We start from the raw sequence: 24,376 nt of genomic DNA on the forward strand, positions 1-24,376 counted from the left end.
GGGTGGATTGCATAAGAAAGGGGCTGTTATTTCGTTTGAAATCATGGAAAATTTACTATCCATTCGTTAAGCCTTATATGAAATGGATCATTCTGACCCTCGTGATCGGGATGATTAAATTCGGGATTCCGCTGCTGCTCCCGATGATCATGAAGTATGTCGTGGACGATCTTCTGATCGACCAGCAGCTGTCCGTCGCGCAGAAGATCGAGCAGCTCATGTGGATTCTCGGCGGTACCTTGGTGGTATTTGTTGTCATCCGGGGCCCCGTCGAGTATTTCCGGCAATATTTCGCACAGTTCATTACAAGCCGGATTCTATTTGATATGCGCAACCGGCTGTACGCTCATCTGCAGCGCCTGTCGCTGCGCTATTATCAGAATACGAAGGTGGGAGAGGCGATTTCCCGCTTCATTAATGATGTGGAGCAGTCCAAAAACCTGGTGGAAGTCGGCATGATGAACATTTGGCTGGACATTTTCACGCTGCTCTTCGTGCTGGTCATCATGTTTGTCATGAATCCGGTGCTGACGCTGGTAGCCATTGCGGTGCTCCCGCTGTACGGATTAGCCGTCAATCTGCTGTACAAGCGGCTGAAGAAGCTGACGAAGGATCGCTCCCAGGCGCTGGCGGGCATTCAGGCTTACTTGCATGAGCGCATTCAGGGGATATCCGTCATTCGCAGCTTTACGCTGGAGCGTTACGATCAGAAGAAATTCGAAGGCATCAACGGTAATTTCCTGAAAAAGGCGATGGCGCAGACGCGCTGGAACGCGCTCACCTTCTCGGTGATCAACACGCTGACCGACATCGCGCCGATCCTGGTGATCGGCTACGGGGGCTACCGGGTCATCCAGGGCGATTTGACCCTGGGGACATTTGTTGCCTTCTTCGGATACCTGGACAGGCTGTATGCGCCCCTGCGGCGTCTGATTAACTCTTCGACGGTGTTGACACAGGCCTCCGCATCGCTGGAGCGCGTCAAGGAACTGATGGACGAGCCCTACGACATCGTCGACCGCCCGGATGCCAAGGAGCTGAAGAAGGCGGGGCAGATCGATTTCGACCGCGTGTGGTTTCAATACAATGACAACGCGGGATGGGTGCTTAAGGATATCAGTTTGACGATCAAGCAGGGGCAGACGGTCGCCTTCGTCGGGATGAGCGGCGGGGGGAAATCCTCGCTAATCGGCTTGATTCCAAGATTCTACGACGTGCAGCAGGGCGCGGTCAAAATCAACGGACATGATGTCCGCAGCTTGACGCTGGACAGCCTGCGCGGATCGATCGGCATGGTGCTCCAGGATAACTTCCTGTTTAGCGGAACGGTCCGGGAGAATATCCTTTTCGGCAACCCGGAAGCGGGCGAGGAGGAGATCATCGCTGCGGCGAAGGCGGCGAACGCCCATGATTTTATTACCCAGCTGCCGCAGGGCTATGATACGGAGGTTGGCGAGAGGGGCGTCAAGCTGTCGGGCGGACAGAAGCAGAGGCTTGCCATTGCCCGCGTCTTTCTTAAGGATCCGGACATTCTTGTACTCGACGAGGCGACCTCCGCGCTGGATCTGGAATCCGAGCATCTGATCCAGCAGGCGCTGCAATCGCTGACCAATAATCGGACCACGCTCATTGTCGCGCACCGTTTGTCAACGATTACGCACGCCGATCAGATCGTCGTGCTGGAGAACGGCCGGATTACCGAGCAGGGCACACATGCCGAGCTGATGAATCTGGACGGCAGCTATGCCCGGCTGTACAATGTGCAGCATCTTGAAGCATAGGAGAAGAACTTGAATAAGACCCGTTTCCATGGCCTGCGCGGCAAGGGAAGCGGGTCTTTGTTGTTTATGTTTGATTCTATTGGCTTTATGGTATGCGTGCTTGCCTGTTTGAAATCCTCAGGGCTCAGGGCGTCTTGAGTACCGTCTCATACGTCGTCTGGATGTAGTCCAGTGTTTGATGATGCAAGACGATGTTATGGACGAGGGTGACAAGCATAAATACGATCATGACACCGGTCAGCAGCTGCTTGGCCAGGCCTTGGTGCAGCTTCGAAATCAGCATGGCCGCCAGGACGAATACCGCGAACAGATAATGGCCTGCGTACAGGTACATATCATAGGAATAGGTTGCCAGCCCGAAGCCGATAACGACATGCAGCAGAATGCCGAACATAATGTATACGATGAAGGCCCAGGCATTCCGCGTCCTCAAGCCGCTTACAAAAGCCAGAATAGCGAGCGCCAGCAGGCCGAAACCGATGATGTTGACGTAAACCGGGTAAGGCTTGGTCAAATCGGTCGCGAACGCGGCGATGCCGGGATCGATCATGGCCATCTCCGGGGAGAGGATCGGGCTCACCAGCAGCATATGAAAAACACGGGCATGGTGCGAAAACGAGAAAGGCGCCACGTAGCTGAAAGCCCCGTTCTGCATGCTTGAGAATACATTTCCAATCCATGTCTTTCCGGAGAATACGAAATACTGTATCAGCGTCGCACCGGCCACCAGCGCGGCAAATACGAGCAGGGTGTACAAGAGCCGGCTCCATATCGAATAGCGCCGCCGGTCAAACAAGCTGATGAAGAATGCGCCGAAGAAGGTTGCCACATTCGTAGAGGTAATTCCGAAATTAAGCAGTCCCCATGCAGCGTTAGCCGGCACGCTGAAGCGTTCCTCGATCCGGCAATAGTGCAGATATGCCGCTGAAAGGATGATGACAAACTGTGCATAGGCATAGGAGTCGGGAATCAGCGCGGTAAAAATCGTATACGAGCTGATGCCGAAGAAGACCGCCATAATGGAGGCTAGGAGCCAGCCGGCGCCGATCCGGCGGATGAGATAATACAGAATCGCCGCACTGCATGCATTCATGATCGATTGAATGATCAGAAAGGGCAGATTCGATTTGCCGAACAGGAAGGTTAGCGTTCCGGTCAAGAAATTGATAAGCGGGTGAATAATGGTGACATTTTCGGGCCCGTACTGCATGGAAGGGTCGAAGTTGAACAAATTCAGCTGGAACGGCGCTCCGTAAAACGGATTATGCGGGGCAAGCAAGGCTGCGTTGTCCCTTATGTATGAAACAAATGGGATGTTCATATAGAAATACAGCACCGCAAGGCATGCAGCCAATCCGATAGCCGTGTAGTTATCGCGTTTATTTCGAAACAGATAGCTCAGAAAAGACATGTTCACATTCCACCATTCATCAATAGTCAAGATTTGTTCTCACAAGTGTGCTCACGATACGAGGAGCAATAAACCGGAGATGATAAAAGCGACGCCCGCAATTTTCCGGATGCCGACGGTCTCTTTGAACACCAGTTTGGCAAAGATCAGCGCCCACAGAAAAGTCAGCGCATTGGCCGGCATGACAAGCGTGTAAGGCAGCTGGCCAAGCAAATAGATGTTAAGCAGCGCACCCAGACCATAGCTGACAAACCCGGCCAGGAGCAGCTTGAGCTGCTTGTTCGCCGTGAAGGCTTTAAACAGCACGCTCCCCAAGGACCCGAAAAGCGTCATAACCAGCAGCAGGGCATAAAGGATCCATTCATTTTTCATAGGAGGTTAAGGTCACCCCGATTCCCAGCAGAGCAACAGCCGCCAATTTTTTGATGCTTAAAGGCTCATCCAGGAAAAACTCGCCGTAAAACAGGGCCACGATGTAGCTGATGGACATCAGCGGGTAGGCAACCGACAGCTTTTCCAAGGAAAAGGACTTGATCATGAGCAAGGCGCCGAGACCGTAACAGATAAATCCGATGGCCATGTACCACAGATTCGAATGGCCCCACTTCCAGAACAATTGCCCGGTCGCTGTCAGAATGGCCGACAGGATCATCAGTCCCTTGCCGAGATGGCGCGGCGCTTCCATCGCTTTTAGTTGTTCCATATTAATCCCTCGCATCCATGGGCGGATTTATGATTGATCAAGTATTTATGCTTGACCAAGCCCAGCATGGGCAAATCGGACAGCGAATCGGAATACGCGCAGGACTGCTCGTAGTCAATCTCAAGGCCGATCTCCTCCAGATATTGCCGGATGCGAACGACCTTCTCCTCCCCTTTGCAATTTTTCCCCTCGATCATCGAGGTGAAGCGTCCGTGGCGGGACGTCAGCTTTGTGGCGATCACATGATCGACATAGGGCAATTCGGTGAAAAATCTCATATAAGCATCCGGCGATGCGGTCACGAGCAGGACATGGAAGCCTTTATTTTTCTTGTCCTTCATGACCTTGACCGCTTCCGGATACATAGCTGGCAAGATTTTAGTCCGATAGAAATGCTCAAGGTCCGAATCGTCCAGGTGGTGAATGGCATGAAAATATGCGCTCTTGGCCTGCTCAGCCGGCATCATTCCCGCTTTATACAGAACAGAATGCAGCACAACCTTAAATAGGTGCGGAGCCGAGGACGGTCGCTTTCTCCATCCGTAGAGAAGAAATTGGAACATGGAGTCCGTATGGATCACCGTTTTATCAACATCGAAAATCGCAAATTTTTGCTTCATAGGTCATTCCTTCTATTAAGACGTATAGATGCTATTCAAAGTTCACTAATATTACGACGACGCTGATCACGTACAAGATCACGGTGACCAGGATGTGGCGATCCTCCAAGAGAACCTTGTCGGGGGCACCGCCTTTCTTCTCGATGTGAATCAGGTACAGGTAACGGAACATGCCGTAGATGACGAACGGAATTGTCCACATGAGATGGACGGTTCGGCCCGAAGTAAAGGTGAACAGGGAGTAGCTGATGATCGTTGCCGTCGTCACGATACTGCTCATCTGATCTAACAGGTCAAATGAGTAATGATCCAGCACTTTACGATGGGAGCCAACATCGTTCTGCAGCAAATAAAGCTCATGGCGCCGTTTACCGATTGCTAGAAACAGGGAGAGGAGCATCGTGCACAAGAGGAACCACGGCGTAAACGGCACATGGATGACAAGGCCGCCCGCAATCGCCCGAAGCACGAACCCGGCCGCTATGATCATAATATCAATGATAACGACGTGTTTCAGCCGGAAAGAATAGGCGACGTTCATCGCAAAATAGAGCAGCAGCAGACCTGTGAACAACGGGTTCAGAAGGTAAGAAACCGCCAGAGAGACGATGAGCAGCAACGCGCCAAATACAAGGGCCAAATTCGGCGGGAGTTCGCCGGAAGCCATCGGTCGGAATTTCTTTACAGGGTGGTTCCGGTCCGCCTCGCGGTCCGCATAGTCATTGATAATATAAACGCAGCCGGACACAAAAGACAGCAGAAAAAAGCCGATTACGGTATCCAGCAGCGTGCGGGCATGCACCGTTTCGAATGAGAATAATGGAGCTGCAAAAATGAGTAAATTTTTCGTCCACTGCTTCGGTCTGAGCTGCCTGAAGAGAAGGAAAGGAAGCCTTCTCGCAGGAGCGGCGGACGATTCCGTATTTGTTGACGACAATGGGATTACCTCCTGGATCTAACGTTATGCATAAGCTGAGGGAAGAAGAGACTTCATAAAATACGATAGCTATCATACCATAAATTTGCCTTTGAATGGAAATGATAGGTTTGCATAAATACAAATCGAAAAGCCTCCCTACGTTAAGTAAGACGGTAAGGAGGCCAAACTTGTTTCATTCTATGATCAGTGATCCAGCTGGATATCCGTTCAGGATTTGCCGATCAACAGGGATAATAATCCAGCTGCAATCAGCGGGCCGACCGGGACGCCGCGGAATAACGCGACACCGAGCACGGTCCCGATCAGCAGACCTGCGACGACGGTCGGGTTGCTCCCCATCAGGGTTGCTCCCCTGCCCCCAAGGTAAGCGACAAGCATGCCTACGGCAATGGCAAGAAGCGACTTCCAGTTCATGAACGATTGGCCGATCGACGCAAGACTCATCTTCCCGCTAGCCAGCGGAGACATGACGCCAATGGTCAATATAATGATACCGATCGTAAGGCCGTATTTCTCAAGCCATGGGAAGGCTTGGTGAAAGCCGGTCACCCGGATCAGCAAAAGGGCGAGCATCGCGATGGTTACGGCCGAGTTGCTGCTGATAATCCCGAGCGCAGCCATGGCAAGCAGGATGAGGGAGGTTACATCCATACGGAATCACTCCTTATTAGCTTAGCTTTGTGCTGTAGCATTCAAGTGCTGTGCGATTAACCGCCCATGATAACGGCCGGTCTCGATAAAGACCTCGTTCGCGTTGCGTCCGGAAGCGATTACCCCGGCCACATACAACCCGGGCACGTTCGTTTCCATCGTCTCGGGGTCGTACAGCGGCTTCTCCATACCTTCATCCAATTGAACGCCGGAGGAGGAGAGGAGCTTGCGGTCCGGACGGAACCCCGTCAAGGCGAGCACAAAGTCGTTATCCAGCCGAAGCTCTTCGCCTTGGTCGGATTGGATCCGGACCGAATCCTCCGTAATTTCAATGACGCGGGACTGCAGATAGAGGTTGATATGCCCTTTCTGCACCATGCTGTCGAACAGCGGGCGAACCCAAGGCTTGATGTTTTCGGATACGGCTTCGCCCCGATAAACCATCGTGACCTCCGCGCCGACACGGATCAGCTCCATCGCCGCATCCACGGCCGAGTTGCTGCCGCCGATAATAACGGTCTTCATTCCGGCATACGGATGGGCTTCGCGGAAGTAATGGGTGACCTTCTCCAAGTCTTCACCGGGGATGCCAATATAATTCGGATGATCGAAATATCCGGTTGCAATGACGACGTGACGGGCTTGCCGCACGTTCTCTTCGCCGTTTCGCCGGCGAGTGCGGACAATGAAGCTGCCGTCTGGCTGCTTAGCAATGGTCAGGGCCTCTTCATATGGCGATATTTTCAGATCAAAATGTTTGGCAACGCGGCGGTAATAGGCGAGAGCCTCGTGCCGGTAAGGCTTGTCATTCGATATGGCAAACGGAATATCTCCGATTTCGAGCATTTCAGCCGTACTGAAAAATTGCATATGCGTCGGGTAGAGGTAAATGGAATGAACGACATTATGCTTATCAATAATTTCGCAGTCGAGTCCCTGGCGGCCGCATTCGATCGCTGCTGCCAGTCCGCAGGGGCCTGCACCGATAACAAGAACATCTAGCATGGTGATCCTCCTTATGTATATACCTTGCGCTTTTCATCAGCATTATAATCCTACAGCAAATGAAGGGATAAATCCAGGTTTGGCGCCGCGTCCTGCCCCGGATGAGAGGTTTTTGACGGATGGACAAGCCTCATTAAGAGGTGGATGAGGTTAAATTGAGGGTTGATAAACGAAACAAATTAGATTAATATCAAATTAGACATACATTAAATTAAAAGATGGTTAAAACTGTTGAACACCAAAGAGGAGGAAAAGCCATGAAATCATCAACCAACGAAGCATATAAGGCATCCGTCATCAACAACTTCATGACCCGCGAAGGGAGGCTCCGGCACATCCCGGCGCAATACAAGAAGAAGCTGGTCATTTTGGAGCATCTAGTCGAGCAGCTGGAAGAAGGGAGAGTTTATCCCGAGAAGGAAATCAATGCTTATATTCAAAGGTTTCATGAGGATTATGCCACGATCCGCCGCGAATTCATCGTTCATGAATACATGCGCAGGGACAAGGAAATGTATGTGCGAAATCCGCGGGAACGCTGGACCAAGTGGGAGGAGGTGTAGGAGCCGTCAGCATAGCTAACCGCGCATAGATCAAGCGCTGCAATCTCCGTTTCTATCCAACTGAATGAGAAGCGGCTGGAATGCATCAAAAAAACCACCTTCATAGGCGAGGCGCCCAAGGAAGGTGGTTATATCGATATATAACAAGGGAATGTTATCGAAAGGATATAAGTCCGTTTAGAAGCCGGCAGCCGCTTTTTTCACAAGCTCCAAGCCGGATTGCACGATAGCTTCCGCTTCTTGAGGGAATTGGTTATGGCCTTCGATGATGAGCGTTTCGATATCCTGTACGCCCCATTGGCGAAGGTTGCGGACCACGAAGTTCACAGCCATTTCGGCAGCGGCCATCGGTCCTTCGGAATAGTTGCCTCCGCGTGCGTTAAGCAGAACTGCTTTCTTGCCTGTCACGAGTCCCACAACACCTTCCGGCGTATACTTGAAGGTTCTGCCGGCTTGGTTCAAGTAGTCGATATAAGTATGCAGCACAGCAGGCACCGTCATGTTCCACAGCGGGAAGGCAAACACGATTTTGTCCGCGGCCAAAAATTGATCGATATATTTCGTAACGTTGGCAGCGGCAGCCTGTTCTTCCGGCGTTGCCTCGATCCCGCGGGAAGCCTTGAACATCCCGTTGATCGCGGTGCTGTCATAGTAAGGAAGATTCTCGGCGAACAGGTCGAGCTCCGTAATTTGGTCATCCGGATGATTCGCCTTGTACGCGTCCAAAAACTCATGGTACATCTTTACGCTTACCGATTGATCGATAGCTCTGTTGTTGGCTTTGATAAATAGTACGTTAGACATGTATGAAAACGCTCCTTGTTGTAGTTTGACTTTACAAAGTATAGTATATTACCTTTAGATTGTTTGTCAATGACGCCTACTGGAGAATGCGAATGTCACCGGAATGAGTTTCCACCTGGATCGTATCCGTTGTTTCCCCTGGAGAATCCGGGGCATCCACAGAGCCTGAATGGGACGTGAGTTCATAGACGCCCCGGAATGCCGTATCCGGCCGAACGTTTACATCGCCTGATCTGCATAGAATGCTGACGGGAGAGCTTCCAATCAGTCCCAAATGGATATCGCCTGAAGTCAGGCTGACGTCGGCGGGACCTTCCAGATCTTTCAACCGGATGTTGCCCGATCGATTCGTGACGGAGGTTGTTGCCTGTATCCCAGTGCCTTTGATATCGCCGGATATGTTCTCGATGATCAGCTGATCGGCGCTTATCTGATTCAGAACGAGATCGCCAGAAGTCAGTGAGATGTCGATTCGTTTGGATGAGACGCCATTCAAGCGGATATTGTTCGATAAGGAGGATACCATCAGCTCTTCCAGCTCCTTGTCAGCGGGGAGAGAGACCGTCAGCTTCCCCTTGGGGAAGCGGAAGTTCACGCCAAGAAACTCGATGGTCTGAGGCGTGGTCAAATCGAGATCGATTTCGGAGCCTGCCGGATTGAAAGCATTTAGGATATCCGCATGCTCTTGCTTAACCGTTCCTTCAAATGAAATGGAACTGGTATTATCGCTGCTTGTTTCGAATTCGATCTCCGTCGCGAAGCCGCTGGACAGCCTGAACTGCTTGAGCGCGTCAGTGTCGTTAAGCTCCCATCGTTTCTCATAAACAACCAGATCCTCGTCGAATCTGAATTTGTTCACGGCCATCCCGGCGATGCCAATGAGGATCAAAACAGCCGCAAGGCCAAACAGTGATTTCTTGATCATCGCATGTCACTTCCCTTCATTACACGGACATTCCAGCTCGAGTAGCCCCGGGTAAGATGGGAGAGCCGCCGAAAGATGGAACGGGCGCCATACACAAGCAGGATGCCGACACCGACCAAGGATACCGACAGAAACAATTTAGCCGGATAAAAGCTGCCGTTAATGATATATTCCGCAAGCACAAGCGCGGGACTGATCAAGCATGCCAGCACCAAGGCTGCAACGGCTATCGCAAACGACCATAAGGCAGCGATGAGCGGATAGGCGATCATGCCGCAGAAAACGAGGCCGATGCAAGCCGCTATTTTTCCGATGGAGGTTGGATTCTTCCTTGCTGCCGAAGGCAGCCCGATATCTTCAATATATCCGCCGCTTAGCGCATCCCTCACAATCTCAAACGGATCACCGAGCTCGCGGGCAATCTCCTCCTCGGTGCGGCCGTTATGCAATCCGAATATAAAGTGGGATTCCACGTCTTGAATCAGTTCCCGGCGTTCATCGGCAGGGAGCGCCGCTAGGCGCGATTCCAAAATCGAAATGAACTGTTGTCTTGTCATATTAATTTCCTTCCTCGATCAGATTGGTCACATTGCTTACAAAAGCCTTCCATTCCTTTACCATGGCTTTCATATAAATCACTCCGCTGTCGGTAAGCCTGTAATATTTACGGGGCGGCCCCTCGCTGGATTCCTGAAGATAAGTCGTGCAATAGCCCTCATTCACGAGACGGCGAAGGAGCGGATAGAGAGCCCCTTCGGCCACCTCGATGTGCCGCGAAACGGCTTGCGCCAGCTCATAGCCGTATTGATCCTTGCGGCTGATGAGCACCAGGACGCAGAGCTCAAGCACTCCTTTTTTGAACTGGACGCTCACATCCATGCAAAAAGAGCCTCCTTTCTGTTGAATGAATGTCTGTGATGTACATTCGGTAGTAATTATTGTTCAGTAGCTGACAACAATAAAATACCATTAGGTACTGAATAATGCAAGATACTGATCAAAAAACAGCCTGGCTATGTTAAACGTCAAAAACGGTCGAACCTTTGGAAGCTTTGTTAGAAGGGAAGAAAGCCGTTTGAGCTTAAAAATGCGGGGTTAATAGAAGTTAACAGGGCATGATTTCAGACGTTCGTTGTTCCAAATCAATCATGGAGGGATGGTTGTATGTCAATCGATCGATTTATCCTCATGAAGCTGGCGAGTTGCAGAGGGAAGACAACGAGAATGAACCTTGTCAAATTGTTTCAAATTCGAATTCAGAGAGCACAGATGGCGGAGGAGCGCCACTTGAGGTTATAATAGAAGAAAAAAAGGGGCTACCCCTCTTAAAAGAGGGATAGCGCAAGAGAGTCGTTTTCACTTTTGCTGTGAAGAATTGCCTCGGATCCTTCGATCTCAATGCTGATGAGGGAGTTGAGGCATTTTTTCAGCGCTTTTTTTCCATTGCGGATTTTATTGTCAAGGGCGCTAGTCAGCAGTTTAAGCACCTTCTGTACCGGCTGCTTGCTATCTGTCGTAAAATAGACGGGAACCGGTCTGTTTTGGAACATTATCAGTGTTCTCATATCAATCACCTCACGAAAACTTATTTCATGATATTTGCATTATAAGTTGCCAATCTTAAAATAACCTTAAATTCATAGAATTAATCAGCATCAATTTTATGAGATTGACAGTTTTGTGAACAGCGCGTTCCTGCCCCATTGGAGGCGGAAATCCATTATAATGGATACACATTTAGTTCATTGGAAGCATGCATAATCACCCAAAAATAGGAAATGGGGATTATGTCACAAATTGACAGAGCGATCTCTAGAATGATATAGTTACAATAATGTAACTATTTTTTATATCTAATGATATAGGTGTTTCGGCTTTGCGCATGGAATATTCAAAAGAATGATGTTGAATTTGAAAGGCAGGGTTGACCGGATGATTCTTACCGTAATCAGCGGGCGTAACGAAGAAGAATGGTTTGATATCGATGTTCCAGACGAATGCTCCATCGATCGGCTGGTCGAGCTGCTGGGCTTGCGTTTGTTTCATGGACCGTCGGGGGACGGCATTCAATATATATTGGAAGCGAAGTTTCCGGAAGGCTTGTGGTTCAAGGTCGAAGGCCGTTCAAGCCTTGTCGAGGCAGGATTGAGAGAGGGTTCTTACATCCGCCTGCAGCGGGCATATTCCACCACGACGGAGGAGGCACCCGTCTATGGCAGACGATCGTTGTTTCAAGAAGGCTGAATTTGGGTAAATAACCCCTTGGTTTTGGATGAAACAGCCCGGATCAAAAAAAACATACATACTTAATGAACCTACCAGACCAGATGCTCTCGATTAGGAGGAAAGTGACATATGAACGTGTTATATCAACGTTCGCCGCGTATTAAACCGGCTTTACCCGATGAAGACTTGGAGATATTGAGGCCGCCTTCCGAGCCCAGCAAGCCCTCCTTCTCCTTGATCTCGATTATCATTCCGGTCATTATGACGGCTGCGACGATCGGATTTTATATTTATATGAATATGAGCGGCAAGGTTGGAAATCCCAACTTTATGATGTTCCAGATGCTGTCCATCTTTATGATGCTGACCTCGTATACGCTGCCGTTTTTTATGTATTTAGGCAACAAGAAGACGTATCAGAAGAAGCTTGAGGAGCGCAATCAGAAGTATCGGGCCCAGCTGGAACTCCATCGGGAAGAGCTCAAGGAGCGGCAGAAGGAGCAGGTCGAGACGCTGTTCGATATTCACGGTGATCCCGGCGTGTGCTTTCATGTTGTGAAGAACCGCAGCAGCAATTTGTGGGAGCGTTCCCCGGAGGATTCGGATTTTCTCGAAGTTTGCGCCGGCAAAGGCCAAGTGCCGTTCCGCATCCGGGTGAAGCCGCCCCGCGCCGACGGGTATGATAAAGACCCGCTGATTGAAGCTGCCGAAAATTTGGCCTCTGAATTTCAAACCGTTGAGGATGCTTCGATCGCGCTTCCGTTATTCGAGTCCAAGGTGATCGGAATCGTAGGAGGCAGAGACCAGGTCTTGAACATGCTGAGGGTTCTTATGGCGCAGACAGCGGTAAGGCACTCTCCTGACGAAGTAAAGATTGCGGCTTTCTATGAAGAGAAGGAGTCCACCGAGTGGCAATGGCTGCGGTGGCTTCCGCATACGTGGGACGATGACCGGTCCACCCGTTATTTGGCGGACCGCCGGAGCAGCGCTCACCAGCTTGCCGACGATATCTTCACGCAGCTGCATCGCCGCAAGAACAATCGCTCCGAATACGGGAACAAGTCCATCGTGACTCCGGCCTATGTGGTCATATTGTCCGGCACTCACCTTATCGAGGAAGAGCCGCTTTTACCGTTGCTTATGGAGGATGGCGAAGCCGTCGATGCGGTAACGATCGTGCTGTCCGACCGCAAGGAGAGCCTTCCGATGCACTGCCAGCTGATTGTGGAGGTGGGCCGGGACCAGGCGGACTATACGGTAAAGAAACCGGACGGCACGGTGTCCCGTCAAGCCTTCCAGCCTCATCACATCAGCCGTGAGCAGATGGAAGCCATGGCGCGCTATATGGCGCCAATCCGGCTCAAACGCTCCTCCGCATCGGATATTCCGAGCATCCTGCCTCTGTTTGAAATGATGGACATTCAACGCATCGGGGATTTCGACGTTTACCGTCGCTGGCAGCAAAACCGTTACCCGGACACGCTGCCTGTTCCGATGGGCGTCCGCGCCGGAGGCAAGAAGATTAATTTGAATCTTCATGATAAAATAGAGCGTCAGGGACATGGGCCCCACGGATTGATCGCCGGAACGACCGGGTCGGGGAAGAGCGAGGTCATTCAATCGATCGTCGCTTCGCTGGCTGCCGAATTCCATCCGCATGATCTTGCGTTCATGCTGATCGACTACAAGGGCGGGGGCATGTCCAATACGTTTGTGAATCTGCCGCATGTCGTGGGCACGATTACGAATCTGGACAACAATCTGATTGAGCGGGCGAAGGTATCGCTCAAGGCCGAGCTCGTGCGGCGGCAGAAAATATTGAATGATGCTGGCAATCTCCAGCATATCGACGAGTATTATAAACATCTCCGCAATCGTGCCGGCGAACCGCTGCCGCATTTGGTCATCATTATCGACGAATTCGCGCAATTAAAGAAGGATCAGCCCGAATTCATGGACGAGCTGATCAGCATCGCCGCAATCGGGCGGACGCTCGGCGTCCATCTGATTCTAGCGACCCAGAAGCCGGCAGGCGTCGTGGATGACAAGATCTGGAGTAACTCCCGGTTCCGCATCTGTCTTCGCGTTCAAAGCGAGGGAGACAGCCGGGATATGCTGAAAATTCCGAATGCTGCCTGGATCAACAAGCCGGGGCGGGGGTATTTCCAGGTCGGCAGCGACGAGGTGTTCGAGGAGATGCAATTCGCTTGGAGCGGTGCTCCTTATGTAGAGGAGATGGACTCCGATGGCGCGATCGTGATCCGTGAGGTGCGTCTGAACGGAAAAACCGAACCGCTGCTTGCTTCCGAACATAGCGTTGGAGCTCAACAGGAGCAGCCGAAGCAGCTTCAAGTGTTTATCGACCATTTGGCCCAAGTGGCCGAGCGGCAAGGAATAGAACGGCTGCAGGGCCCGTGGCTGCCGCCTCTTCCTGAGACTCTGGACCTCGATACCGTCATGGCTGATGTGGAGGAGCCGATGCAGGGCGCAGCGATTGGCCGCAGACCGCTTGAGTCTTATGTAGGAACGGTGGACGATTTACCTAATCAATGCCAGCGTCCGCTGGTCCTTAATTTAGAGCAGGGGCACTGGGCAGTATACGGCATGCCTGGACTCGGGAAGACGACCTTCATTCAGACGATGCTGATGTCGCTGGCCCGGCGCTATACGCCTGACGATTGGCATGGGTACGTTGTTGACATGGGCCGTATGATGCGTGACTTTACGCGCCTGCCGCATGTCGGTGCTGTCATGGCGGCAGAGGAAGAGGACCGGATTAAACGCCTGTTCCGCTATCTTGCGAAAATCGCGGGTCAGCGCAAGGATATGATCGCGGAAGCCGGGGTGAAGACCGTCGCTGCATACCGCAGAGCGTCATCCGAGCCCGTGCCTCAGCTGCTCATCGTCATCGACGGGTATTTGAATTTCCGCAATACGTATACGGAAGAGAACGATATGCTCGAGTATTTGCTGCGTGAAGGTGGCAGTCTCGGCATTACGTTCGTCATTACGGCAAATCGGGTGTCGGATATGTTCGAAAAGGTGCGAAGCAATATTGCTCATGCGGTTTCTTACGAATTGGCCGATCCTGCCGACTACTACTATGCGGTAGGTCGGCCGACGAAGGCGCCGAGCCAGCTGCCGCCGGGCAGGGGCCTCGTCAAAGGCCAGGTGCCGCCGCTAGAGTTCCAGACGGCACTGCCGGCTCCGGGAGAAGAGGAAGGAGATCGCTCTTCGGCGCTCCGCCAGCTCATCCGCGACATCGGGAATTCCTGGCAAGGCGAGGAAGCTCCTCCGATCGAATCCCTGCCGGAGCAGATCCCGCTCCATCAGCTGCTGAAGGTGGACGAGCCGTTCGAACGCGGCGGGATGAATCCGTATGAGGTTCCGGTCGGGGTTGCAACGGACGACTTGTCGCCGTTTAGGATCAATCTCGCGGACGGGCCGCATTTCATCGTTGCAAGTCCGATGGAGGGCGGCAAGACGTCATTCCTGCTGAGCTGGATGCTCGCGCTTGCCTATTACACGCCACCGGAGGCTCTTGAAATATATACCGTGGATACACGGTATGGAAGCAGCGGCCTGAGCCGGCTGAATCATCTGCCGCATGTCCGCGGTCATGCTGAGAATGAAGAGGAGCTGGCCTCCGTGATCTCCGGCCTGCATGAGCGGATTCAGGGCAGGTCCAAAGACGGCGAGGATCCGGCCATCGTGCTTCTGATCGACGATGCCGACGTGCTGAGCAAGCAGCTAAACGATTTTACTTTGAAGGATCAGTTGTCAGCCATTGTAAGGCAAGGGCGGGACCGGAACGTCCATGTTATCGTTGCCGGCGTGCCTGCTGACTTTCCGACATACGGCGTCGACTGGTTTACTGATATAAAAGCGGCGCAAAATGGATTTTTATTCGGGACCCTGGATTCGAACGATTTATCCTTCTTTAGAATTCCTTTTTCCGAATCCGCGAATAGTCCTGGAGGACTAAAGATTCTTCCTCCGGGACAAGGGTACTATGTAAAACGCAAATTTTCCAGAATAAAAGGCGCAATTCCGTTTCATGAAGAGTGGAATGCCCAGAGATGGGTCACAGAAATTCGCGACCGATGGCATGTTGTAGTTTGAGGGGAGGTGGCTCATAATGTTGACAATTCATGCTTCCAAACAAGAAACAATCACTCTGAACGACAAGGAATTCTTCTTCTTGGCTGGAATTATCGGATCGGACAGATTGCTTGGCGTTGAGGATCCCTTTGTCGGGTACTTAACCGAAGAAATCGCAGTGGAATGGGAGAATGCCAAGCAATCGCTGTTAAGCAAGCAATACTTGATACAAGAAGAGGGCGGGGAATTGTCAATTCCTCCTGAAGTATTCTCGAGAGTTGCTATTGCGGGACTTGCGGAGCGTGCCTGCTGGTTGAAATACGAAAATCAGGGTAAGGCATTTGAAGGATATCTGCATGTCACTGACGAACGAGTAATACAAGTGTGCAGAAGCAGTGAAGACGACCGGTGTTATATGCTTAGCGAGCTCGGGACGATTGACCAGGCTTGCGATCAGTTGGTCGAGGATCTTGCGCTCAGCGATCACAACTGGGGGGATATCCCCGCACTCCTGTTAAGCCGTAAGGAGTTCGGCGACATCTACACCTCGGCCTCCTTGCACAGCGGGGAAGAAATCGGTGATCGGCTGGCCCGGTTAACCGATGATGCCGAAGGATCGATAGCACTGGCCAAATGCATGAAGAACAAAATTTCCTCGGGGGAGCTCCAGCTGTCGATTTGGAACGGAACCAGCTGGGAAAGTCAAAATGCAGCGTTTATTGTGAATGAGTCCATGAATTGGCTTCTGCGAATGAGCCTGGAGGGAGACCAGGACTGGCTAACCGCAGCGCCAGCAACCAAAGAGCAGTTTCGTCATATGCTTCTCATGTGGCTGAAACAGTAACAGAGCCCGTATGAAAGGTGAGGACCAATGCGTATTTCTGTCGAGCCGGAATCACTCCGGACGTTAAGCCGTCAGCTGCAGCTCAGCGGCGAAGAATACTTTGCGATGACGAGAAGATTGGGTCAGGCGATGAATTCGCTGATATGGGAAACTTCTCTCAAAGCGGCGGTTATCGATGAGTGGCAGTCTGCCCAGAAGCTGGGGGAGCATCTGGGAGCTCTTCTAGTTCAGCTGGGCAAGCATCTTCAAAACAAAGCGGATCAATTTCAAGAAACGGATCATCAGTACCACAGCATTTTGGAGCATGCGATCATCACGGTGTCCCCTACGGCGCTGTTCTCGGCTTCCGGTATGGAAGACCGCGTTTCCATACTGCCCGAGCATAGCTCGGCCTCGGTCATTTCGAATCCAAGCTCGGTGGCAGCTGCTGTCGGGATGACGAGCGAGGAGAAGGGGAATTCGGTGAAGCAGGCCGCACTGGCAGGACAAAGCTGGACCTTTACGGATCCTTCTTCCCTCAGCATAGCCAATTGATTTCCAAAACTTAGGACGAACGGATAAGATTAGGTTTCAACTTGGGACGTATAGGGTAACTGGAAATTAGGTCTGAGGACATTTTGATAATCCAAGGCCCGTAGGCTAAGATGTCAAGTGTCACCAGAAATTGAATTTCAAGGAGGTTACATACATGGCAGGTCGTATTTTAATTACGCCAGAACAGGTAGAACAAGTAGCAAATCAATTTAAGCAGAGCGGTGAGCAAAGTCAGCAAATCGTTAACAGTCTGACCCAATCCATTAACGGAATGGAAGGACAATGGGACGGTATGACTAAGCAGCGCTTCTTCCAAGAGTTCCAGGAAGCAAGCCGTCTGATGCAATCCTTTGTTCAGACACTTGACAGCATCAGCAACGAGCTGAAGGCGATCGCTCAGAAATTCCGTATGGCGGACGAATCTCGTTAATCCATACAAGGATCTTTTGTTTTATAATAGATTCATAGGGCAGATAAACCGGGTGCCAGACAACCCGGTTTTCTTGCAATCCAGGATCTTTATATAGTGAGAGCCCGCCCCAAGAAGGCGGGTGATGGTGTTTAAGAGAGGGTGATTGTTTCGTGACTTTTCAGCCTAACCCTGGCGACGGAATCGTAATCAATGGTACGGCATATACGGTAGGACAGCATCCTGCCGCCCCTGGCGTAGCCTATGCCCAAGCAGGGAGGCAGGGGATTGTATACCAGCTGATTCCTGTTGACGGTGAGATTTATCAAGCCAAAGCGCTCAAGGTATTTTTTCCTAAATTCAGAATTCCCGCAATGGTATATCAATCCGAGCATCTGGGCAGCTATCAAGAAATGCCGGGTTTGCGGGTATGCAACCGTGAGGTGCTCACTCCCGAAAGAAACGGAGATTTGATAGCAGAATACCCTGATTTGCTGTATGCGGTCATTATGCCCTGGGTCCATGGGTGCACCTGGTTCGATGTGATCAGCGATCAGCGGAATATCGGGCGTTCTGAAAGTCTTATGCTTGCCAAAGCGCTAGCCGCCATCGGCTCAAGCATGGAGCAGCGCGGATTGGCGCATTGTGATCTGTCTGCGCCTAATGTCATGCTTCCGTTTTTTTCGGAAGTGAAGCTGCCGGAAGGAGCGGCCGCCGTAGAGCTTGTGGACGTGGAGCAAATGTACAGCCCCAAGATGGACCGTCCGGACGTCCTGCTTGCAGGGTCTCCGGGGTATGCGGCTCACCGGACGGTGCACAGCGGTTTGTGGAGCGCATATGCGGACCGATTCGCTGGCGCTGTCATTATCGCGGAGATGCTGGGATGGAGCGATCCCGCGATCGTCAACCGTGCCTGGGGCGAAAGCTACTTCGACCAGCATGAGATGCAGACGCCGTGTGAGCGGTATTTCCTGTTGAAAAAATCGCTTGGCCAACGCTGGGGGTCCCGTATCGCCGACCTGTTCGGCAGAGCATGGGACAGCCAGGACCTAAGCAGCTGCCCGACGTTCGGCGAGTGGCTGATCGCTTTGTCCTCCGTAAGCGAAGAGGAAGTGCCGGAAGACCCGCCGGCTGCTGCGGCAGTAGCGGTTGCGGATGCGGATACTCAGGCAAAGCCTGCCGAGTCGTCTTCCGAAAGTCCTGCAGAAGTGCCTGCCGAATTGATGGAATCGCTGGGCATCCAGCCAGGCACCCGGGAAGTTAACGATAACGTGGTTTCCCGGCTGTTTCATCAGGCCCGTGACTTGGAGGCTGCGGGCAATTTGTCCGGAGCGCTGGAAATATTCCGTTCGGCCTATCATTTTGTTAAGAAAGACAGCCCGCTTGAGGTTGAGCTTGCCGCAGCGATCGCAGGTCTGGAGAAGGAGCTGTTTCCTCCGGAGGACCCTGCCGATAAAGGACTAAAGGCGCTGCTGACCTCCCGCAAGTTCATGATCTCCGCGGCTGCGGCGATCGTCATCCTGGCCGGGTCGGCCTTCACGGTTAACCAGATCCTGGCGGAGAAGGCGGAGAGCAAGCAGCTTGAGGCTCAGCGTCTTGCCGAGCAGCAGGCCAAGGAACAGGAGGAAGCTGCACGCAAGCAGCAGGAAGAGGCGGCGAAAGCCGAGGAAGCACGGAAGGCCGAGGAAGCCAAGAAGGCTGAGGAGGCGAAAAAAGCCGCGGAAGAAGCGAAGAAGGCCGAAGAAGCCAAGAAGGCTGCAGAAGCGGCGAAGAAGGCGGAGGAAGCCCGCAAAGCCAAGGAAAGGGCGGAGCTTCAGGCGAAATATGACAGGCAGGCTAAGTATGAGGCCTATCTCGCATCGCTGGAAGAGAAGAAAAAGAAGCAGGAGCTTCAGGAAAAATACGATAAACAGGCGAAATATGAAGCCTATCTTGCCCAGCTGGAAGAGAAGAAGAAGAAAGCCGCGCAGGAGGAGGCCGCTGCCAAAGCGGCTGCCAAGGCTGAGGCGGAACGGAAGGCTAGAGAGCAAGCTGCAGCTGCGCGGGCGGAACAGCTGCAGAAGCAGCGCTCCCAGAATATCGTGGAGCTGGTGGCGCTGTACAATAAAGCGTATAATGCGCAGGTCGCGGGTAATAAGGACCGTGCCAAAAATTTCGCCCGTCAATTCATGACCCTGTACAACAAGGATGCTTCTTATAACCGGACGGTTGGCAGTATGATCAGCCGTCGCAACAATTTGAACAAGTTCTTAGAGGACGACAGCTTCTGGATACCTAAGCTGTAGGAACATTAACTGAAGAATTAGCAGGGGTGAAGGTTTCGCGATGAACTATACCATACAAGCATCACAGCGCACGCCCGCGCTCATTATATACCTGATTGATATCAGCGCATCGATGAATATGCTCATGGAGGACAAGAGGCGGATCGACGTCGTTTATGAAGCTTTGTCTCTAGCCATCCGGCAGATGGTATTCCGTTCGACGAAGGGGAACCGGCTTACACCGCGTTACCGGATTGCGATCCTGGCATACAGCGATGATGTATACGATTTGCTGGGCGGCATTAAAGGCATCGATGAAATTGCGGCCATAGGCTCCCTGCCGGATTTGACGCCGAAGCGGTTCTCCGATTCGGCAAAGGCCTTTTCGCAAGCAGAGAAAATCTTGCAGATGGAAATTCCGAATATGCAGGATTGCCCTGCCCCGCTTGTGTGCCATATGACCGACGGCGTTTCAACGGGCGAGGATCCGGAGCCGATCGCCCGCCGGATCATGAGCATGAGCGTTCCGGACGGGAATGTCCTTGTGGAGAATATCTTTATCTCCGACCATCTGATGAGCCAGCCGATAGCGGAGCCGCGCCGCTGGAAGGGCATACTGCCAGACACTCCGCTCGAGGACGAGCACGCCCGCAAGCTGAAGATGATGTCTTCGGTGCTTCCTGAGAGCTATCGGGAAATGCTGGTGGAGGCGGACTATCAGCTTAGCCCGGGGGCTTTAATGATGCTTCCCGGAACATGCTCGGAGCTGGTGTCCATCGGATTCCAGATGTCGGCAGCGACACCGGTAAGGTAACGGGCATGAAGCGGTCATTTGCAAACGCGGAAGCTTGGAGCGGACGGAAGAAAAGGGCGCGGTCAACCTCCTATTATTATGAGAGCAAACAGACCGGAGAGGAGCCCTTGACCCGGGTAGAGGAACAGTTCATTTGCCGGTACGCTTACGGCAGAGCTGCGGAGTCGGTATTGATGTCGGAGAAGAGTCAGGATTTCATGGCGTTCGCGATCGATCGGGACGTTTGCCGCTTCGTGCTGTGCGACGGAGTCGGCTTAAGCTACCGTGGCGATGTGGCTTCCCAGCTTCTCGGACGGGGGCTGATGGGATGGCTTTATTCGCAGGATGAGCTGTCGCAGGCTTCCTTGGAGCGCAAGCTGCTTGAGCTGACGGAGGAGGCGGAGCGGGAGATGCGCAGCCTGACCGTCGATGCCAATGCCCCCAAGCTGCTGCGAGAGGTGCTGGAGGAGAAGCAGCGAATGGGAAGCGAAGCGATGTACGTGTGCGGACGAATCGAGCTGCCGACCCGATTCAGGCGAAAAGGCAGGCTGTGGCTGGCATGGCAGGGAGATTCCCGCTTGCGGCTGTGGCAAGGGCAGCATGAAATTTCGCCTATATTCGGCGACCGGTTTCGTACGGCTGAGCGCTGGTCATCCAAAAACGGGCCGGTAGGCGGCAAGCCCCATGTATACCAAGGCCGGTTGGAGCATGAATCAGGCTATCGCCTGCAAATGTACAGCGATGGTCTGAATGACCTGGACCCGATGAAGGAGCCGATTCCCGATGACCAGGTCCAAGTGCTTATGAACGCTTTGCATACAGGCGGACTGGAGGATGACGCTTCGTTTCTGGAAATTATGTGGTAATGATCAACGGAATACATGATAGGATGGGCTTGTCTTCGAAGTCATTGAAGTAGACTTTGGAGACAGCCCTTTTTTTGCGATAGGGGGAAGACCAATAGGCTTGGTTCCAGGCAGTGCAGGCGTTTTGGCAAAAACACACCTTGGAAGCATAATTTCAAAGCTAAAATTATGACGGTGTGGGTGTTAATCCCATATCCCATGCCATATGCCATCAACTATCACTTGGACATGCTCTAGCTTCCCACCGTATCCCATCTCACTCTATATGGTTTTCCCTCTTCATTTGTTATCGGGCGGCGCTGCGATATTTCATGGTCATGGAAAAATAATCGAAATACGGATTATAAAACACGTGCTTTTGGGTAATCTTGTGACAGACGAACCAACGAAGTCATGAGATGAAGGAGCGTGGATGAGGATGAATGAAGTTCAGGGAAGCATTCATGGAAGAACAGCGATCATTACAGGAGCAGGGTCGGGGATCGGGAAGGCAGCGGCCGTCAAGCTTGCGCGCATGGGGGCGAATGTTGCCCTGTTCGATCTATTGGATGAGCGGACGAACAAGGCCGAGGCGGAAATCAACGCACTGCGCGAGGGATCCGCACGGGCGTTCGATGTGGATATTACCGATCCGGACAGGGTCGAGAAAGCGGTCCTTGAGACGGTGGAAATTTTCGGAGGCGTAGATATCGTATTTGCGAATGCAGGGATTAACGGCGTGCTCGCCCCGATTGACGAAATGAAGCTGGAGGAATGGGAGAAGACGTTGAAGGTGAATCTGAACGGTACCTTTTTAACGGTGAAATACGCCCTTCCCCATCTGAAGAAACGCGGCCAGGGCAGCATTATTATTACCAGCTCGGTGAACGGGACGCGGACCTTCTCGAATTTCGGGATGAGCGCATACAGCACCACCAAGGCGGGACAGGTGGCTTTTGCCAAAATGGCGGCACTCGAGCTGGCGAAGTTTAAAATAAGGGTCAATGTAATCTGTCCGGGAGCGATTGCCACGAATATCGATCAAAGCACGAAGAAAAAGGACAACCTGGATGAGATTACGATTCCGGTCGAGTATCCGGAAGGAAGCCAGCCGTTGGCGGACGGTCCGGGACAACCGGAGGAAGTTGCGGATCTGGTCGCCTTCCTTGCCTCCGACCAATCCAGGCATATTACCGGCGCCCAAATCTTTATCGATGGAGCGGAATCCCTCCTCTGACATCCATAATTTATGATTTCAGCTTGGAATCCGGAGCCTGCTGGATTATGATAAAATAAATCCATGGACATCTTAACTTGGTTCCGAGAAGTTCATGTCAGATACATGAGTACGGAATACAGAGGGGGCACTTATGGGAATCTTTTCCAGGTTGGCGGAACAGAAGATCGAGGAAGCGGTTCGAAACGGAGAGCTGGACAATTTGCCGATGGCCGGCAAAAAGCTCCCGGTAGATGATTTATCTCATATCCCGGAGGATCTGCGAATGTCCTACCGTATCATGAAGAATGCGGGATATGTTCCGGAGGAAGTCAGCTTGAGGAAGGAATGCCTTCGACTGCATGATTTGCTCGCTGCCGCACGGAATGACGGAGAGCAGGAGCAGCTGAGACGCAAGCTGAACGAGAAGCAGCTGAGACTGCAGATGCTGCTGGAGCAGCGTGGGCTTGGCTCAAGCGGTGCGTTTATGCAGTACGAATCCCGAATCAGGGAACGGCTGCTGGAGGAATAGAAACAGCGAATAGATGGATCACATAGAGCATGCGCCAGCTTCCATTCGGGTCTCGAATGACGGCTGGCGCTTATTGTTGTGTATGCATTATTGCAGGGTGGGCAATGGGGTAAACAGCATTTTCAGAGCAGCATGGGTCAGCCTGATCGGCTCCGGCGTGATATGGGCCGTATCGAAGCTTTGGACCAGCTCGGATGGTGAAACTGGCTCCGGAGAGCTGATCAGCCCGGCAGTCCAGGCAAGCCATCCGACGATTCGCTGCGGCTGGATTCCTTGTCCCCGCAAAAAGGACAGGCTCAGTCCACGATTCCGTTTGGCCAGCCGCTTGCCCTCGGCATCAACGATCAAGGGAACATGGGCAAAGTGCGGAGGCTTGTAACCGAGCGCTTCGTACAACAGCAGCTGCCGCGGGGTGGAATCAAGCAGATCAGCGCCCCGTAATACGTGCGTAATCCCCATCAATGCGTCATCTACAACGACGGCAAGCTGGTAAGAGATCATCGCATCCGCTCTGCGGACAACGAAATCGCCGCTCTTCTCAAGCGCATAGATTTGGTGGCCCGCGATTTCGTCAGTGAAGGCAACCGCCTGCTTGGGAACCTTCATACGCAGGGAAGGCTTCTTGTGCAGTTCCTTTCGCTGCGCTTCTTCCTTCGTTAAATGCCTGCAGGTGCCTGGATAGCGGCGGCCTTCGGAGGCCAAGCCATGCGGCGCGCTTGCAGCGGCCATAATATCGGCTCGGCTGCAGTAGCACGGGTAGAGCAGTCCCGCCTCGTTCAGCTTTGCGAGCGCATGCTCGTACAGCGCTTTTCGTTCGGTCTGAACATACGGTCCAAAGCTCCCCCCGACACCGGGTCCTTCGTCCCAATCAAGACCAAGCCATTTCAAATCCCGTATCAGTTCATCAACGAGTTCTCCACGCGAGCGCTGCTCATCGATATCTTCAATCCGAAGAATATAACATCCGTTCAACCTTCTCATTTGCAGCCATCCTAGTAACGCGGTGAGTGCGTTGCCGATATGCATCTTACCCGACGGCGTCGGGGCAAATCGTCCGCGGCATATAGTTTCTTGCTGCATCATTTTCACCTTCTTGACTGCATCTTCTTTAAAATATCCGAGGGAGATGTTTTAATATAATGTATTGTAGCGCAAATGGGCGTTGTGTTTCCAGAGGAGGCATGCTAACCGATGGACTGGTCGTCCAAT

The 24,376-nt window shown here is 52.3% G+C and carries 25 protein-coding genes; 12 read left to right on the forward strand and 13 right to left on the reverse strand.

From position 1 onward, the window contains the following. Positions 1-35 precede the first annotated feature (35 nt). On the forward strand, positions 36-1,781 hold the full coding sequence (locus BBD41_RS25385) for an ABC transporter ATP-binding protein (protein ID WP_077567034.1): 1,746 nt from the start codon (positions 36-38) through the stop codon (positions 1,779-1,781). Between the two features lie 124 nt (positions 1,782-1,905). Here the strand turns inward: BBD41_RS25385 and BBD41_RS25390 are convergent, their stop codons facing one another. The 7 genes from BBD41_RS25390 to BBD41_RS25420 all read right to left on the reverse strand — a co-directional run bounded on the left by BBD41_RS25390 (position 1,906) and on the right by BBD41_RS25420 (position 7,111). After that, positions 1,906-3,192, reverse strand: coding sequence for a DUF6080 domain-containing protein (locus tag BBD41_RS25390; RefSeq protein WP_099479336.1), 1,287 nt, complete (start codon positions 3,190-3,192; stop codon positions 1,906-1,908). 51 nt (positions 3,193-3,243) lie between these two features. Further along, a complete protein-coding gene (locus BBD41_RS25395) occupies positions 3,244-3,564 on the reverse strand; it encodes an EamA family transporter (protein ID WP_077567032.1) in 321 nt (106 codons plus the stop codon). Next, complete coding sequence (locus BBD41_RS25400) at positions 3,554-3,895, reverse strand: EamA family transporter (protein ID WP_077567031.1); 342 nt, start codon at positions 3,893-3,895, stop codon at positions 3,554-3,556. The genes BBD41_RS25395 and BBD41_RS25400 overlap by 11 nt, the downstream gene beginning before the upstream one ends. Then, positions 3,883-4,515 (reverse strand): HAD family hydrolase, encoded by a 633-nt coding sequence (locus tag BBD41_RS25405; protein ID WP_099479338.1) that lies wholly within the window; start codon positions 4,513-4,515, stop codon positions 3,883-3,885. Before BBD41_RS25405 ends, BBD41_RS25400 begins: the two co-directional genes overlap by 13 nt. A 31-nt stretch (positions 4,516-4,546) precedes the next feature. Then, positions 4,547-5,452, reverse strand: a complete 906-nt coding sequence (locus BBD41_RS25410) for a decaprenyl-phosphate phosphoribosyltransferase (protein WP_099479340.1) — start codon at positions 5,450-5,452, stop codon at positions 4,547-4,549. A 210-nt stretch (positions 5,453-5,662) separates the two neighbouring features. After that, complete coding sequence (locus BBD41_RS25415; RefSeq protein ID WP_099479342.1) at positions 5,663-6,106, reverse strand: DUF441 domain-containing protein; 444 nt, start codon at positions 6,104-6,106, stop codon at positions 5,663-5,665. Between the two features lie 21 nt (positions 6,107-6,127). Beyond that, on the reverse strand, positions 6,128-7,111 hold the full coding sequence (locus tag BBD41_RS25420; protein ID WP_077567027.1) for a YpdA family putative bacillithiol disulfide reductase: 984 nt from the start codon (positions 7,109-7,111) through the stop codon (positions 6,128-6,130). Between the two features lie 257 nt (positions 7,112-7,368). On the opposite strand from BBD41_RS25420, the gene BBD41_RS25425 reads away from it, so the two are divergent. Then, positions 7,369-7,674 carry a DUF2087 domain-containing protein gene (locus tag BBD41_RS25425; protein WP_077567026.1) on the forward strand — a complete coding sequence of 102 codons (306 nt, stop codon included), beginning with the start codon at positions 7,369-7,371 and terminating at the stop codon, positions 7,672-7,674. 177 nt (positions 7,675-7,851) lie between these two features. Here the strand turns inward: BBD41_RS25425 and BBD41_RS25430 are convergent, their stop codons facing one another. The 5 genes from BBD41_RS25430 to BBD41_RS25450 all read right to left on the reverse strand — a co-directional run bounded on the left by BBD41_RS25430 (position 7,852) and on the right by BBD41_RS25450 (position 10,968). Beyond that, positions 7,852-8,478 carry an FMN-dependent NADH-azoreductase gene (locus BBD41_RS25430; protein WP_077567025.1) on the reverse strand — a complete coding sequence of 209 codons (627 nt, stop codon included), beginning with the start codon at positions 8,476-8,478 and terminating at the stop codon, positions 7,852-7,854. 76 nt (positions 8,479-8,554) lie between these two features. Then, on the reverse strand, positions 8,555-9,403 hold the full coding sequence (locus BBD41_RS25435; protein ID WP_099479344.1) for a DUF4097 family beta strand repeat-containing protein: 849 nt from the start codon (positions 9,401-9,403) through the stop codon (positions 8,555-8,557). After that, positions 9,400-9,960 carry a DUF1700 domain-containing protein gene (locus BBD41_RS25440; RefSeq protein WP_077567023.1) on the reverse strand — a complete coding sequence of 187 codons (561 nt, stop codon included), beginning with the start codon at positions 9,958-9,960 and terminating at the stop codon, positions 9,400-9,402. The genes BBD41_RS25435 and BBD41_RS25440 overlap by 4 nt, the downstream gene beginning before the upstream one ends. Position 9,961: 1 nt before the next feature. Beyond that, positions 9,962-10,282 (reverse strand): PadR family transcriptional regulator, encoded by a 321-nt coding sequence (locus tag BBD41_RS25445; protein ID WP_077567022.1) that lies wholly within the window; start codon positions 10,280-10,282, stop codon positions 9,962-9,964. A gap of 446 nt (positions 10,283-10,728) precedes the next feature. Further along, the gene (locus BBD41_RS25450; protein WP_007128632.1) at positions 10,729-10,968 is read right to left on the reverse strand and encodes a hypothetical protein; all 240 of its coding nucleotides are present in this window, start codon (positions 10,966-10,968) and stop codon (positions 10,729-10,731) included. 367 nt (positions 10,969-11,335) lie between these two features. Here BBD41_RS25450 and BBD41_RS25455 point away from each other — a divergent pair, with 367 nt between their 5' ends. From BBD41_RS25455 to BBD41_RS25500, 10 genes are all read left to right on the forward strand, one after another. Then, entirely contained in the window at positions 11,336-11,647 is a 312-nt protein-coding gene (locus tag BBD41_RS25455) for a hypothetical protein (protein ID WP_077569025.1), read from the forward strand. Positions 11,648-11,758: 111 nt separating this feature from the next. Continuing rightward, positions 11,759-15,751 carry a type VII secretion protein EssC gene (essC, locus tag BBD41_RS25460; protein WP_077567021.1) on the forward strand — a complete coding sequence of 1,331 codons (3,993 nt, stop codon included), beginning with the start codon at positions 11,759-11,761 and terminating at the stop codon, positions 15,749-15,751. A gap of 16 nt (positions 15,752-15,767) precedes the next feature. Beyond that, positions 15,768-16,574 (forward strand): hypothetical protein, encoded by an 807-nt coding sequence (locus BBD41_RS25465; protein WP_077567020.1) that lies wholly within the window; start codon positions 15,768-15,770, stop codon positions 16,572-16,574. A 27-nt stretch (positions 16,575-16,601) separates the two neighbouring features. After that, positions 16,602-17,108 carry a WXG100 family type VII secretion target gene (locus BBD41_RS25470; RefSeq protein WP_077567019.1) on the forward strand — a complete coding sequence of 169 codons (507 nt, stop codon included), beginning with the start codon at positions 16,602-16,604 and terminating at the stop codon, positions 17,106-17,108. Positions 17,109-17,262: 154 nt separating this feature from the next. Further along, positions 17,263-17,538, forward strand: coding sequence for a WXG100 family type VII secretion target (locus tag BBD41_RS25475; RefSeq protein WP_077567018.1), 276 nt, complete (start codon positions 17,263-17,265; stop codon positions 17,536-17,538). Between the two features lie 152 nt (positions 17,539-17,690). Next, entirely contained in the window at positions 17,691-19,802 is a 2,112-nt protein-coding gene (locus BBD41_RS25480) for a protein kinase family protein (protein ID WP_099479346.1), read from the forward strand. Between the two features lie 40 nt (positions 19,803-19,842). Continuing rightward, positions 19,843-20,595 carry a vWA domain-containing protein gene (locus tag BBD41_RS25485; protein ID WP_077567016.1) on the forward strand — a complete coding sequence of 251 codons (753 nt, stop codon included), beginning with the start codon at positions 19,843-19,845 and terminating at the stop codon, positions 20,593-20,595. Beyond that, a complete protein-coding gene (locus BBD41_RS25490) occupies positions 20,538-21,440 on the forward strand; it encodes a hypothetical protein (protein WP_237086915.1) in 903 nt (300 codons plus the stop codon). The genes BBD41_RS25485 and BBD41_RS25490 overlap by 58 nt, the downstream gene beginning before the upstream one ends. A gap of 412 nt (positions 21,441-21,852) precedes the next feature. Next, entirely contained in the window at positions 21,853-22,656 is an 804-nt protein-coding gene (locus BBD41_RS25495) for an SDR family oxidoreductase (RefSeq protein WP_206098263.1), read from the forward strand. Between the two features lie 133 nt (positions 22,657-22,789). Further along, positions 22,790-23,167, forward strand: a complete 378-nt coding sequence (locus tag BBD41_RS25500; protein ID WP_099479350.1) for a DnaJ family domain-containing protein — start codon at positions 22,790-22,792, stop codon at positions 23,165-23,167. An 87-nt stretch (positions 23,168-23,254) separates the two neighbouring features. Here the strand turns inward: BBD41_RS25500 and gluQRS are convergent, their stop codons facing one another. Further along, a complete protein-coding gene (gluQRS, locus tag BBD41_RS25505) occupies positions 23,255-24,247 on the reverse strand; it encodes a tRNA glutamyl-Q(34) synthetase GluQRS (RefSeq protein WP_099479352.1) in 993 nt (330 codons plus the stop codon). Positions 24,248-24,376 lie beyond the last annotated feature (129 nt).

This window comes from Paenibacillus ihbetae (assembly GCF_002741055.1).
In the GTDB taxonomy this organism is placed as follows: Bacteria; Bacillota; Bacilli; order Paenibacillales; family Paenibacillaceae; genus Paenibacillus_AQ; species Paenibacillus_AQ ihbetae.